Origin of the sequence: Actinophytocola sp., from assembly GCF_035942955.1 — a bacterium.
Classification (GTDB): Bacteria; Actinomycetota; Actinomycetes; order Mycobacteriales; family Pseudonocardiaceae; genus DASYTH01.
In genome coordinates, this window is sequence record NZ_DASZCQ010000159.1 from 1 (window position 1) to 13,374 (window position 13,374).

The window sequence follows — 13,374 nt, forward strand, 5'->3', positions numbered from 1 at the left end:
GGGTTCCCCTGCGCAGCAGCCTCGGCGCGGCGGTCAACCTTGCGGTCGCGTCCGTGCCGGAGGGCCTGCCGTTCCTCGTCAACGCCGCCCAACTGGCCGCGGCCCGCCGGCTCGCCGAGCACGGCGCCATGGTCCGCAACCCGCGCACGATCGAGGCCCTCGGCCGGGTCGACGTGCTGTGCTTCGACAAGACCGGCACGCTCACCGAGGGCCGGCTGTCGGTCAACATGGTCGACGACGGCGAGCGGGCCGTCCGGGCCACCGAGCTGGCCGCCCCGCAGCGCGCGGTGCTGGCCGCCGCGGTCCGCGCCACCCCGCGGGCCGAGCGGCTCGAGGACCTTCCGCACCACACCGACCGGGCCATCGTCGAGGGCGCGCGGCGCGCCGACGTCGCACCCAGCACCGGGGCCTCGGGTTGGCAGAAGGCGGAGTCGATGCCGTTCGAGCCGTCCCGCGGCTACCACGCCACGGTCGGGCGCAGCGGCAAGCGCACGATCCTGTCGGTCAAGGGCGCGCCCGAGGTGATCCTGCCGCGGGCCACCCGGTACCGGCACAACGGCAGCGAGGAGGCCATCGACGCCAAGGCCCGCAAGCGTCTCGAGCGCCGGGTGGAGCGGTTGGCCAAGTCCGGCCACCGCGTGCTGGCCGTGGCCGAGCGCGAGGTGAGCACCGTCGACGCCTCCGACGAGGCCGTCGCCGAGCTGTCCCTGCTCGGTTTCGTCGGGCTGGCCGACCCGGTCCGGGACAGCGCGGCGCCGGCGACCGCCGCGCTGCGGGACGCGGGCGTGCAGACCGTGATGATCACCGGCGACCACCCGGCCACCGGCGAGGCGGTCGCCGACGAGGTCAACGGCGGCGACGGCGAGACGACCGTGATCACCGGCGCCGAGATCGACGACCTCGACGACGCCGGCCTGGAGCGGGTGCTGCCCGAGGTGGACGTGATCGCCCGGTGCAGCCCGGCGCAGAAGGTCCGGATCATCCAGGCGTACCAACGGCTCGGCCGGGTGGTCGCGATGACCGGCGACGGCGCCAACGACGCCCCGGCGATCCGGCTGGCCGACGTGGGCATCGCACTAGGCAGGCGGGGCACCCCGGCCGCCCGCGCGGCCGCCGACCTGGTGGTCACCGACGACCGGCTGGAGACGATCATCGCGGCGCTGGTCGAGGGCCGGGCCATGTGGGCCTCGGTGCGCGAGGCGCTCGGCATCCTGCTCGGCGGCAACCTCGGCGAGATCGCGTTCACCGTGCTCGGCGCCATCCTCACCGGCCGGTCCCCGCTCGGCGCCCGGCAGCTGCTGCTGATGAACCTGCTGACCGACCTGGCCCCCGCCCTGGCCATCGCGCTGTCCCGGCCGGACCGGGAGGCCACGCCGGAGCTGCTGCACGAGGGGCCGAGCGCGTCGCTGGGCAAGGCGCTCAACCGCGACATCGCCATCAGGGCCGGCACCACCACGCTGGGCGCGACCACGGCCTGGACGCTGGCCCGGCTGACCGGCCGGTCGCGCAGGGCCAGCACGGTTGCGCTGGCCGCCCTGGTCGGCACCCAGCTCGGCCAGACGCTGATCGCCGGCGGCCGGGACCGCACGGTGCTGCTCGCCGGGCTCGGCTCGGCGGCCCTGCTCGCCGGCGTGATCCAGACGCCCGGTGTCAGCCAGTTCTTCGGCTGCACGCCGCTCGGGCCGATCGGCTGGAGCATCGCGTTGGGCAGCGCGGGGGCGGCGAGCCTGGCCGGGCTGGCGTTCGGCCAGCGGGCCCCGGACTAGCAGTGTTTTCTAGCTCGGGCAAGGCCGCCCTGTCGCCTTCGGCGAGCGGCCTGGGGTTGGGTTGCTTGGGGGGGTTACGGGCCGAGGTGGGTGGTTGGGTGTCGTGGGTGGTGGGCTGACGACGCCTGCGGGCAGGGCTCGTTCCTCGCCCTGCCCTGGTCGTCGTGGGGCGGCCGCCCTCGCCAAAGACTTGGTCGACCCCAGCGACACTTTCGGCGTACGCGGCGGAGGCCCAGGGCGAGCTAGTAGCCGAAGTCCTGGACCCAGTAGAACCCGTCGGTGTCCAGGCCGACGCCGATCGTGGTCAGCTCGCAGTTGAGGATGTTCGCCTTGTGCCCCTTGGACTTCATCCAGGCGTCCATGACCTCGTCGGCGGTCTCCTGGCCGCGGGCGATGTTCTCGGCGCCGGGCGTCGAGTAGCCGGCCTCGAGGATGCGCTTGTCGAAGGTCACGCCCTCGGGGGTGGTGTGGGAGAAGTAGTCGCGCCGGGACATGTCCTCGCTGTGCGCGGTCGCCGCCTCGGTGAGGTCGGCGTCGACGCGCACCGGGTCGCATCCGTTCTCCACCCTGGCCAGGTTGACCAGCTCGACCACGCGGTCGATCGCCGCGGCCGGCGGAGCAGGCGGGCTGGGCGGCGGGGGCTCGGCGGCGGTCGGGGGCGGGGTGGTGGTCGTGGTCGGGGCGGGGGGCGTGGTGGTCGGCGCGGTGGTGGTCGGCGCCGGCTCCTGGGTCTTGGTGTTCGGGGCGGTGGCCGCGGGTCTGGGGCCCGCCGGTCTGACCGCGCGGCCGGGCCAGGGAACCTGCGTGAACGATGAGGCGGACACGTCCGCGCCCGCACCGGTCAGCGCGTCCGTCGGGTTGGCCAGCAGGGTCGCTGTGGCCGCCGTTGTCGCACCGACCAGGAGGGCAGCCAGGACCGGAAGAACGGGCCGCCGAGATAGGTGCCGGGAGGTCACGGTTCGGCAACGTACCACTAATGGGTGAAGCCGAACACAGGGAGTACGTCACCGCAGGACATCGGCATGTCGTGACCGGATCACCCAGGGGATTCCCGCCCAACCTACTTACGAGTATCCCTTGACGGTCTCGACCGTCCACTCAGCGCAGGCGCAGCAGGTATCCGTTGTCCACCAACCACTTCACGGTGAGGTCCGCGGCGGGTGGCACCCCGTCGACCAGGCCCGCGGACAGCTGGAACCGCAGGCCGCCGCCGGGCTGGAAGAACCACGGCGAGACCGGCCCGGCGTACACGGTGAAGTTCCGCGCCACGACGTACTCGTGGTAGCCGCAGGACTCGGGTGGGCTGCCCACGAGGTCCTGCGGCGGGATGGACCTCGCCTCGTACGGCAGCCCGGCGGGCGCCAGGAACGCGCCGGACTCGCCGCCGAACCGGTCGATCCGCTTGCCCGGCATCAGGTGCTCGGTCCACCGGACCGGTCCCCCGTTGGAGCCGATCGCGTAGCCGTCCAGCGGCGGGTACCGCCAGCCCCCGGTCCACGGGTCGTAGTACGTGGTGAGGAGCTGCTCGGCGGACATGCGGCCGGTGCGGTTGTAGCCGCGCAGCATCCGGCCGACCGGACCGGAGATCGGGTACCGCATCGGCCCGAGCCGGGGATCGCCGAGGTAGAATTGGGCGGAGCACCCGCCGAACGCCGCGGGGCCGGCGTAGGCGATGGGTGCCGCACCGGCCAGGATCAGCAGAGCGCTTGCGCACACGACGAACGCGCGCCGCAACATCGCCATGGCTTACCCCTCCGAACTCGTTGCCACAGCAAGGAATCGCGCTCTCAAGCTAGCGATGCGAACGACCACACCAAAAGGGATGTCACCCGATCGGTGATGGCCTGCCGACGGAACCTCAGGGGACCGTGACGGCACTGAGCCACAATCAACCCGATATCCGCACCGTTCGCTGGGACGCGACGACCGCATCAAATCCCGGGGAGGCGGGACTGCTGGTCGAGCAGGGAGTCGGCGACCGTGCGGGCGCCGAAGCCGTAGTCGCCGAAAGCCTTGTCGCGCTTGGCAATCGCGGTGGCGAGGTCGGCCGCGGCCGCCGCCGAGAACGCGCTGCCCTCCGGCGTGTGCCGGGCGGCGCCGTCCAGCAGCGTGCCGACCAGCTGCGTGCTGGCCAGGCCGAGCTGCTCCACGGCGTTGTTGACCAGCAACTTCATCATGCGCAGCTGGTTGGCCGGGATCATCGCGATCCGCCGGCACAGCGCCATGGTGGCCTCGTCGAGCCGGTCCGCGGGGTACGAGCCGCTGGCGAACCCCCACTCCACCGCGGTCCGGCCGTCCATCGGATCTCCGGTCAGCAGCAACCGTTTCGCGCGCTCCAGGCCTACCCGGTAGAACCACATGGCCGTCGTCGGCGAGCCCCAGATCCGCGCGGGCGGGTAACCGATGCGGCAGTCGTCGGCGCACACGATGAGATCCGAGCACAGCGCCAAGTCGGAGCCGCCGCCCACGCACACCCCGTGCACCTGCGCGACGACCGGCTTCGGCGAGTGCCACAGGGACATGTAGCTGCGCACGAACCGGGACAGGTTCTCGTAGTCCTCCATGGGATCCCACGGCGACGCGGCGTCGATGTCGCGCATCAGCGCCGCGGCCCAGGTCAGGTCGTACCCGGCGCAGAACGCCCGGCCGGCGCCGCGCAGCCGGATCACCCGGACCGTCTTGTCCGCCAGGGCTTCGGCCAGCGCCGCGTCGAGCAGGTCCACCAGCTCCGGCGTCACCGCGTTGAGCCGCTCCGGGCGGTTCAACGTGATCGTGCCGACCGGACCGTCGGTCTCGTACAGGAGCTCGGGCATCACGTCTCCCTCGGGTGGAGGATGAGCTGAAGCAGGGTCTCGGTGTCGAGGTGGTCGGCGATCGCGTCGGCGAGCCGGTCGAGCATGGCTTCGCGCAGCTGGCCGAAGCCGGGGGCGCCGGGCGTGGGTGCCCACTCGACGCCGGCCTGGCGGGCGGCCTCGGTGAGCCAGGCGCGGCGGAAGCCGTCGTTCTCCAGCGTGCCGTGCCAGGTGGTGCCCCAGATGGCGCCTGCGCGGCAGCCGTCGAGGAACGGCTCGGCGGACGCGTCGACGGCCACCCGGCCGTGGTGGATCTCGTAGGCCGCCACCTCGTGGCCGCGCCATGAGGTACGCGGTGTGGCAAGGGACTTCGCGTGTCCGAACACGACGGTCGCGGGCAGCAGGCCGAGCCCGGCGACCAGACCCGCGCCGGACTCGACGCCGTCGTGGATGGCGCCGGCGAGCATCTGGTACCCGCCGCAGATGCCGAGCACCGGCCGGCCGGCCGCCGCCCTTGCCAGCACCGCGTCGGCCAAGCCGCGGTCGCGCAGCCAGGCCAGATCGGCCACGGTGGCCCGGGATCCGGGGAGCACCACGATGTCGGCGTCGGAAACGGTGTCCGGGTCGGCGGTCATCGTCACCGCCACGCCGGGCTCGGCGGCCAGCGCGTCCAGGTCGGTTGCGTTGGAGGCGCGGGGAAAGCGCACCGCGGCGACGCGCAGCGGCCGGCCGGACGCCGGCCCCCCGCGGCGCCAGCCGGCCGTCGCGAGCGAGTCCTCGGAGTCGATCCACACCCGGTCCAGCCACGGCAGCACGCCGAGCACCGGACGGTCGGTGCGCCTTGTGAGCTCGTCAAGGCCGGGGCGCAGCAGGTTCAGGTCGCCGCGGAACTTGTTGACGATCCAGCCGGCGATCAGCGCCCGGTCCTCGGCGTCGAGCAGGGCCAGGGTGCCGAACATGGCGGCGAGCACGCCGCCGCGGTCGATGTCTCCCACCACCACGACGGGCAGGTCGAACCGCCGGGCCAGGCCCATGTTCACGTAGTCGCCGGCGCGCAGGTTGATCTCCGCGGGGCTGCCGGCGCCCTCGCACACGACGATGTCGAACCGCTTGCGCAGCCCGGCGAGCGTGTCGAAGGCGACCTCGGCCAGGCCGGCCCGGCCGGTGGCCCACTCCCCCGCCTCGAGCGTCCCGTGCGGACGGCCGAGCACGACGACGTGGCTGCGCCGGTCGCCGCCCGGCTTGAGCAGCACCGGGTTGAGCGCGGCCTCGGGCTCGATGCCGGCCGCGCGCGCCTGCAGCCACTGGGCGCGGCCGATCTCCGCGCCGTCCGGGCAGACCATCGAGTTGTTCGACATGTTCTGCGCCTTGAACGGGGCAACGCGAAACCCTTGCCGGGCAAGCCATCGGCAGATACCGGCGGTGACGAGGCTCTTGCCGGCGTCCGAGGTCGTGCCGGCGACAAGGAGACCGGTCATGGTCCCGACTCGATGTCGCCCTCGGCCTTGAGGTACAGCGCCTGCACCGCGCGCAGTGTCTCGGCGTCGGGCGCCGCCCACAGCCTGCGCTCGGCCGCCTCCAGCAGCCGCTCGGCGATGCCGTGCAGCGCCCAGGGGTTGGACTCGCTGAGGAACTTCTGGTTCTCCTCGTCCAGCAGGTAGGTCCGGGCAAGCTGGTCGTACATCCAGTCCGGCACGACCCCGGTGGTCGCGTCGTAGCCGAACAGGTAGTCCACCGTGGCCGCGAGCTCGAACGCGCCCTTGTAGCCGTGCCGGCGCATCGCGGCGAGCCAGCGCGGGTTCACCACCCGAGAGCGGAACACCCGGGCGGTCTCCTCGGCAAGCGTCCGGGTGCGCACCGCGTCCGGCCGGGTGCTGTCGCCGACGTAGGCGGCCGGGGCCCGGCCGGTGAGCGCCCGCACGGTGGCGATCATCCCGCCGTGGTACTGGAAGTAGTCGTCGGAATCGGCGATGTCGTGCTCGCGGGTGTCGGTGTTCTTGGCGGCGACGGCGATCCGCCGGTACGCCGCCTCCATGTCCGCCCTTGCCGGCGCGCCGTCCAGCCCGCGGCCGTAGGCGAACCCGCCCCAGACCGCGTACACCTCGGCCAGATCCCGGTCGTCGCGCCAGTTGTGGCTGTCGATCAACGGAAGCAGGCCGGCGCCGTAGGAACCCGGCTTGGAGCCGAAGACCCGGGTCGTCGCCCTGCGCTCGTCGGCGTGCCCGGCCAGGTCGGCCCGGACGTGCGCGCGAACGTAGTTGTCCACTTCGGACTCGTCGAGCGCCGCAGCGAGCCGGACGGCGTCGTCGATCAGGTAAACCACGTGCGGGAAGGCGTCCCGGAAGAAGCCGCTGATCCGTACGGTCACGTCGATCCGCGGGCGGCCCAGCTCGGCGAGCGGGATCGCCTCGAGCCCGCTCACCCGGCGGGACACCTCGTCCCACACCGGCCGAACCCCCAGCAGCGCGAAGACCTCGGCGATGTCGTCGCCCGCGGTGCGCATGGCCGACGTGCCCCAGATGGACAGCCCGACCGACCGCGGCCACTCCCCGGTGTCCGCACGGTAGCGGGCCAGCAGCGAGTCGGCCATGGCCTGCCCGGTCTCCCAGGCCAGCCGGCTGGGAATCGCCTTGGGGTCGACCGAGTAGAAGTTGCGCCCCGTCGGCAGCACGTTCACCAGCCCGCGCAACGGCGACCCGCTCGGCCCGGCCGGAACGTACCCGCCGTCCAGCGCGTGCAGGATGTTGCCGATCTCGTCGGTGGTCCGCGCCAACCGCGGCACAATTTCCTTGGCGGCGAACCGGAGAACATCCGCCACCGGCCGCTCGGCGGTCACCTCGCCGGCCGCGTCGACCCGCCAGTTCCGGGACTCCATGGCGGACACCAGGTCCCGGGCGGTCCGGTCGATCCGATCGACGTCGACGCGCGCCGCAGAGCCGTCCTCGCCGAGGCCGAGCGCCTCGCGGAGGCCGGGCAACGCGTTGACCTGGCCGCCCCAGACCTGGCGGGCGCGCAACATGGCCGCGACGAGGTTGACCCTTGCCTCGCCCGTTGGAGCCTCGCCGAGGATGTGCAGGCCGTCGCGGATCTGGGCGTCCTTCACCTCGCACAGCCAGCCGTCGATGTGCAGCAGGAAGTCGTCGAACTCCGCGTCATGCGGCCGATCCTCGACGCCGAGGTCGTGGTCGAGCTTGGCGGCCTGGATGAGCGTCCAGATCTGCGCGCGGATGGCCGGCAGCTTCGCCGGATCCATCGCGGCGATCGACGCGTGCTCGTCCATGAGCTGCTCGAGCCGGGCCAGGTCGCCGTAGCTCTCCGCCCTGGCCATCGGCGGCACCAGGTGGTCGATCAGCGTGGCGTGCGCGCGCCGCTTGGCCTGCGTGCCCTCGCCGGGATCATTGACCAGGAACGGGTAGATCAGCGGCAGGTCGCCGAGCGCGGCGTCGGTGGCGCACGACGCCGACATGCCGACGTTCTTGCCGGGCAACCATTCCAGGTTGCCATGCTTGCCGAGATGAACGACGGCGTGCGCGCCGAACGTGTCCCGGATCCACCGGTAGGCGGCCAGGTAGTGGTGGCTGGGCGGCAGATCCGGGTCGTGGTAGATGGCCACCGGGTTCTCCCCGAACCCGCGCGGCGGCTGGATCATCAGCACCACGTTGCCGGCCAGGTGGGCGGCGAGGACGATCTCGCCGTCCGGGTCGCGGGACCGGTCGACGAACAGGTCTCCGGGTGCGGCGCCCCAGTGCCGCTCGATGCTCTCCCGCAGATCCGTTGGCAGCGTGGCGAACCAGGCCCGATAGTCGGCGGCCGCGATGCGCACCGGGTTGCCGGCGAGCTGCTCCTCGGTCAGCCAGCTGGGATCCTGGCCGCCGGCCGCGATCAGCGCGTGGATGAGCGCGTCGCCGTCGCCGGCGTCGAGGCCGGGCACCTCGCCGATCGTGTAACCGTTGGCGTGCATAGCGTTCAGCAGCCGGATGGCGCTCGCCGGGGTGTCCAGCCCGACCGCGTTGCCGATCCTGGCGTGCTTGGTGGGGTAGGCCGACAGCACCAGCGCGATCCGGCGCTCGGCCGGCGGGACGTGCCGCAGCCGGGCGTGCCGCACGGCGATCCCGGCCACCCGGGCGGCCCGCTCCTGGTCGGCGACGTACACCGACAGCCCGTCGGGATTCTGCTCCTTGAACGAGAACGGCACGGTGATCAGCCGGCCGTCGAACTCCGGCACCGCGACCTGTGTCGCGGTGTCCAAAGGGGACAGACCGGTGTCGCTGTCCCGCCAGGTGTCCCGGCTCGTGGTCAGGCACAGGCCCTGGATGATCGGCACGTCCAGCGCGGCCAGCACGCCGACGTCCCACGCGTCGTCGGCGCCGCCGGCGCCGGCCGCCGCCGGCCGGGTTCCGCCCGCGGCCAGCACGGTCACCACGAGCGCGTCCACGGTGCCGAGCGCGGTGACCAGCTCCGGCGGCGGGGTGCGCAGCGAGGCGCAGAACACCGGCAGCGCCTGACCGCCTGCGTCCTCGATCGCCGCGCACAGCGCCTCGACGAACGCGGTGTTGCCGGCCACGTGGTGCGCCCGGTAGTAGAGCACGCCGACGACGGGTCCGGTGGTGCGCCGCGGCGCGCGGTCCAGCCGGCCCCACACCGGCATCGGTTCGGGCGGGGCGAAGCCGTGCCCGGTCAGCAGCACGGTGTCGGTAAGAAAGTGAGCCAACTCACGGAGATTGCCGCGGCCGCCGTGCGCGAGGTAAGCGTGCGCCTCGGCGACCACCCCGCCGGGCACCGTGGACAGCTCCATCAGCTCGGCGTCCGGCGCCTGCTCGCCGCCGAGCACCACCACCGGCCGCGGCCCGGCCAGCAGGAAATCCAGCCCGTCCGCCCAGGCCCGGCGCCCGCCGAGCAGGCGAACCACCACGAGATCCACGCCGTCCAGCAGCGCGGGCAGCTCGTCGACCGCGAGCCGGGCGGGGTTGCCGAGGCGGTAGCCGGCGCCGCTGGCCCTTGCGGAGAGCAGGTCGGTGTCGGACGTGGACAGCAGCAGGATCACGAGGCTCGACTCTATATTCGGCGGGTGCCTACTCGTGAACGTCCGGTGGACGCCTGCCCCGGCGCGCTCCAGGTGCATCGCGCGGCCGACGGCGAGGTGGCCCGGATCCGCGTTCCCGGCGGGCGGTTGACGGCCGATCAGCTGCGGACCGTGCAACGCGCCGCGCCCGGCGGCACGGTCGAGTTGACCTCCCGGGCGAACCTCCAGATCCGCGGAGTGACCGACGAGTCCGGGCTCGGGGTCGCGCTGGCGGAGGCGGGGCTGCTGCCGTCGGCCACGCACGAGCGGGTGCGCAACATCGTCGCCTCGCCGCTTGGCGGCGCCGACGTGGTGCGTGAGCTGGATGCCGCGCTGTGCGCCCGGCCGGGGCTGGCGCGGCTGCCCGGTCGCTTTTTGTTCATTGTGGACGATGGGCGCGGTGACGTGGCGTGGCTGGACGGCGACGTCGCGGCGCTGTTCCTGGCACCAGACTCCGCGGCGGTCCTGCTGGGTGGGGTGGACGTCGGGCTGCGCGCCCGGCGGGCCGAGGTCGTGCCGGTGATGCTGGCGTGCGCGGAGCGGTTCCTGGCGTTGCGCACCGGAGAATGGCGGCTTGCCGAGTTGGACTCGGGGCCGCGGCGGATCGCCGAGGCGTTCCCGACGGTGGCGCCCACGGTGGTGCCCCGCCCGCCGGTCACCCGCGGGCCGCTCGGGCGCATCGATCGGCCCGACGGGCGGGTGGCGCTCGGCGCCGCGGTGCCGCTCGGCCGGCTGGACGCGGCGCAGGGCGCGGCGCTGGTCGAGGTCGCGGCCGAGTTGGTGATCACGCCGTGGCGCACGGTGCTGGTGAAGGATCTTCCGGCCGATCGGTGGGAACCGGTCGCCGAGCGGCTGGCGGCGACCGGGCTGCTGCTCGACCCGGAGGCGCCGGGGGTCGGGGTGACGGCGTGCGTGGGCCGGCCGGGTTGCGCGAAGGCGCTCGCCGACGTTCGGGCGGACGCGGCCGCGGCGATCGCTCGTCGAAGCGCTTCGACGGTGCCGGTGCACTGGTCGGGCTGCGCGCGGCGGTGCGGGCGGCCGCGCGGCGACGTGCTGGACATCGTGGCGACCGAGGAGGGGTACCTGACGAGGCGAGGGTTCCAGTGAGCGACTATGTCCGGGACGGCGCGGAGATCTACCGCCGCTCGTTCGCCACGATCCGGGCCGAGGCGGAGCTCGGCGCCCTGCCGCCGGACGTCGAGCCGGTGGCCGTGCGCATGATCCACTCCTGCGGAATGGTCGATCTGGTCGAGGATCTGGCGTACTCCGTGGACGTGGTCGGCAAGGCACGGGCGGCGCTGGTGTCCGGCGCGCCGGTGCTGTGCGACGCCGCCATGGTGGCGTCCGGCGTGACCAGGCGGCGGCTGCCGGCTGGCAACGACGTCGTCTGCACGCTCGCCGACCCGCGCGTTCCGGCGCTGGCCGAGTCCCTTGGCACCACGCGCAGTGCGGCGGCCGTCGACCTCTGGCTGGACCGGCTGCCCGGCGCCGTCGCCGCCATCGGGAACGCGCCGACCGCGCTGTTCCGCCTGCTGGAGCTGATCGACGCCGGCGCCCCCCGGCCGGCCGCGATCCTCGGCCTGCCGGTGGGCTTCGTGGGCGCCGCGGAGTCCAAACGGGAGCTTGCCGGCCATCCCGCCGGCATCCCCTACCTCGTGGTGCACGGCCGCCGCGGCGGCAGCGCGATGGCCGTCGCCGCCGTCAACGCGATCGCGAGCGAGCGGGAATGAGCGCGGGGACCCTGTACGGGGTCGGCCTCGGCCCCGGCGACCCCGAGCTGATCACGATCAAGGCGGCCCGGCTGATCGGCGCCGCCGACGTGATCGCGTACCACTGCGCGCGGCACGGCCGCAGCATCGCCCGGTCCGTGGCCGAGCCCTACCTGCGCGGCGACCAGATCGAGGAGCCGCTGACCTACCCGCTGACGGTGGAGACCACCGACCACCCCGGCGGCTACCCGGGCGCGATCGCCGACTTCTACACCGAGAGCGCGGCCAAGCTGGCCGTCCACCTCGACGCCGGCCGCAGCGTGGTGCTGCTCTGCGAGGGCGACCCGCTCTTCTACGGCTCGTACATGCACATGCACAAGCGCCTCGCGCCGCGCTACCGCACCGAGGTCGTGCCCGGCGTCACCTCGGTCAGCGCCGCCGCCGCGGTGGCCGGCCGCCCGCTGGTCGAGGGCGAGGAGATCCTCACCGTCCTGCCCGGCACCCTCCCGTCGGAGGTCCTCACCGAGCACCTCACCGGCGCCGGCCCGGCCGCCGTCCTCAAGCTGGGCCGCACCTTCGAGAAGGTCCGCAAGGCGCTGCTCGACGCCGGCCGCCTCGACGACGCCCTCTACGTCGAACGCGCCACCTGGCCGGAGGGCCGGATCGGCCGGCTGTCCGAAGTGGACCCGAACACGGTCCCCTACTTCTCCCTCGCCCTGCTCCCCAGCACCGCATCCCTTGCCACTCAGCCAACAGATGGCAAGCACCCCCCACCCAGTCCCGGGGGCGGCCCCGCTTCCATTCTACCGGCCCAGGGGCACGGGGAGATCAACAACGGGCCGGGCTGTGGACAACTGGCGGGTTGTGGAGAAGTGGGAGGGGGCGTGGTCGGTGGAGGGGGGTCGGTGTCGGGGGGCGGGGTTATCGTCGTGGGTTTGGGTCCGGGAGGGCGCGGATGGCTCACACCCGAGGCGCAGGAGGCGCTGGCGTGGGCGGACGAGTTGGTGGGGTACGGGCCCTACCTCGAGCGGGTGCCGGCCAATCCGCGGCAGCGGCGGCACGCGTCGGACAACCGGGTGGAGGCGGAGCGGGCACGGCTGGCGCTGGGCCTGGCTCGTGCCGGGGCGCGGGTGGCGGTGGTGTCGTCGGGGGATCCGGGGGTGTTCGCGATGGCCAGCGCCGTGCTGGAGGCCGCGGAGGATCCACAGTGGATGGATGTGCCGGTGCGGGTGGTGCCGGGGCTGACCGCCGCACAGGCGGTCGCCAGCCGGGTGGGAGCGCCGCTCGGGCATGACTTCTGCACGATCTCGCTGTCGGACCGGTTGAAGCCCTGGGAGATCATCGCGCGCCGGCTAGACGCGGCGGCGGCCGCCGACTTCGTGATCGCGATCTACAACCCGGCGTCGAGGAGCCGCCGGCACCAGCTGGACGCCGCCAGGAAGCTGCTGCTGGAGCACCGCGCGCCCGGCACCCCGGTGGTGGTCGGCCGGGACGTGGGCGGGGCCGGCGAGTCGGTCGAGATCGTCCGGCTCGGCGAGCTCGACACGTCCACTGTGGACATGCGGTGCCTGCTCATCGTCGGGTCCTCGCGCACCAGGGTGGTCGAGCGGGTGGACGGGACGCGGGCGGTGTTCACCCCGCGCGGCTATCCAGCCAGCTGATCGCCTCGGCCACGCCCGCCACCGTCGGCACGCCGGGCGGCGGCGCAGGGCGGCGCACGACGAGCACCGGAATGCCGAGCTCCCGGGCGGCCGCGAGCTTGGCCGCGGTCGGCTCGCCCCCGCTGTCCTTGGTCACCAAGGCATCGACGCGGTGCGCACGCATCAGGGCCAGCTCGCCGTCGAGCGTGTACGGGCCGCGGGCAAGCAGAAGGTGCGCCCGGGGCGGAACCGGCGCCTCCGGCGGATCGACGCACCGGATCAGGAACCAGACGGTGTCGATGTGCGAGAACGCCTCAAGGCCCTGGCGACCGGTGGTGAGGAAGGCCCTGGTCGCAATGGTGGGCAGGAGCCGGGCGGCCTCGTCGAGCGAGCCGACCCCGCGCC

The 13,374-nt window shown here is 73.5% G+C and carries 10 protein-coding genes; 4 read left to right on the forward strand and 6 right to left on the reverse strand.

Going from position 1 to position 13,374, the window contains the following annotated elements; translation table 11 throughout:
* On the forward strand, positions 1-1,766 hold a 1,766-nt coding region (locus VGX25_RS15885; RefSeq protein ID WP_326918561.1), incomplete at its 5' end, for an HAD-IC family P-type ATPase.
* A gap of 242 nt (positions 1,767-2,008) precedes the next feature.
* Here the strand turns inward: VGX25_RS15885 and VGX25_RS15890 are convergent.
* From VGX25_RS15890 to cobN, 5 genes are all read right to left on the reverse strand, one after another.
* The gene (locus tag VGX25_RS15890) at positions 2,009-2,722 is read right to left on the reverse strand and encodes a CAP domain-containing protein (RefSeq protein WP_326918562.1); all 714 of its coding nucleotides are present in this window, start codon (positions 2,720-2,722) and stop codon (positions 2,009-2,011) included.
* A gap of 142 nt (positions 2,723-2,864) precedes the next feature.
* Complete coding sequence (locus tag VGX25_RS15895; RefSeq protein WP_326918563.1) at positions 2,865-3,509, reverse strand: TNT domain-containing protein; 645 nt, start codon at positions 3,507-3,509, stop codon at positions 2,865-2,867.
* 188 nt (positions 3,510-3,697) lie between these two features.
* The gene (locus tag VGX25_RS15900; RefSeq protein WP_326918564.1) at positions 3,698-4,579 is read right to left on the reverse strand and encodes a crotonase/enoyl-CoA hydratase family protein; all 882 of its coding nucleotides are present in this window, start codon (positions 4,577-4,579) and stop codon (positions 3,698-3,700) included.
* Complete coding sequence (locus VGX25_RS15905; RefSeq protein ID WP_326918565.1) at positions 4,579-6,036, reverse strand: cobyric acid synthase; 1,458 nt, start codon at positions 6,034-6,036, stop codon at positions 4,579-4,581. The genes VGX25_RS15900 and VGX25_RS15905 overlap by 1 nt, the downstream gene beginning before the upstream one ends.
* A complete protein-coding gene (gene cobN / locus VGX25_RS15910) occupies positions 6,033-9,602 on the reverse strand; it encodes a cobaltochelatase subunit CobN (RefSeq protein ID WP_326918566.1) in 3,570 nt (1,189 codons plus the stop codon). The genes VGX25_RS15905 and cobN overlap by 4 nt, the downstream gene beginning before the upstream one ends.
* A gap of 24 nt (positions 9,603-9,626) precedes the next feature.
* Between cobN and VGX25_RS15915 the strand changes: the two genes are divergently transcribed.
* Genes VGX25_RS15915 through cobJ form a run of 3 tightly spaced genes read left to right on the forward strand, consistent with a single transcriptional unit; the run spans position 9,627 to position 12,990 of the window.
* Positions 9,627-10,727 carry a precorrin-3B synthase gene (locus VGX25_RS15915; RefSeq protein WP_326918567.1) on the forward strand — a complete coding sequence of 367 codons (1,101 nt, stop codon included), beginning with the start codon at positions 9,627-9,629 and terminating at the stop codon, positions 10,725-10,727.
* Entirely contained in the window at positions 10,724-11,350 is a 627-nt protein-coding gene (locus VGX25_RS15920; RefSeq protein ID WP_326918568.1) for a precorrin-8X methylmutase, read from the forward strand. The genes VGX25_RS15915 and VGX25_RS15920 overlap by 4 nt, the downstream gene beginning before the upstream one ends.
* On the forward strand, positions 11,347-12,990 hold the full coding sequence (cobJ, locus tag VGX25_RS15925) for a precorrin-3B C(17)-methyltransferase (protein ID WP_326918569.1): 1,644 nt from the start codon (positions 11,347-11,349) through the stop codon (positions 12,988-12,990). The genes VGX25_RS15920 and cobJ overlap by 4 nt, the downstream gene beginning before the upstream one ends.
* Here the strand turns inward: cobJ and VGX25_RS15930 are convergent.
* Positions 12,962-13,374, reverse strand: a 413-nt coding sequence (locus VGX25_RS15930) for a precorrin-6A/cobalt-precorrin-6A reductase (RefSeq protein WP_326918570.1), incomplete at its 5' end; no start/stop codon positions are given. The genes cobJ and VGX25_RS15930 overlap by 29 nt on opposite strands.

Coding starts and splice junctions, on each gene's coding strand:
- VGX25_RS15905 (WP_326918565.1), bottom strand. CDS start 6,036: ATGACCGGTCTCCTTGTCGCCGGCACGACCTCGGACGCCGGCAAGAGC.
- VGX25_RS15895 (WP_326918563.1), bottom strand. CDS start 3,509: ATGGCGATGTTGCGGCGCGCGTTCGTCGTGTGCGCAAGCGCTCTGCTG.
- cobJ (WP_326918569.1), top strand. CDS start 11,347: ATGAGCGCGGGGACCCTGTACGGGGTCGGCCTCGGCCCCGGCGACCCC.
- VGX25_RS15900 (WP_326918564.1), bottom strand. CDS start 4,579: ATGCCCGAGCTCCTGTACGAGACCGACGGTCCGGTCGGCACGATCACG.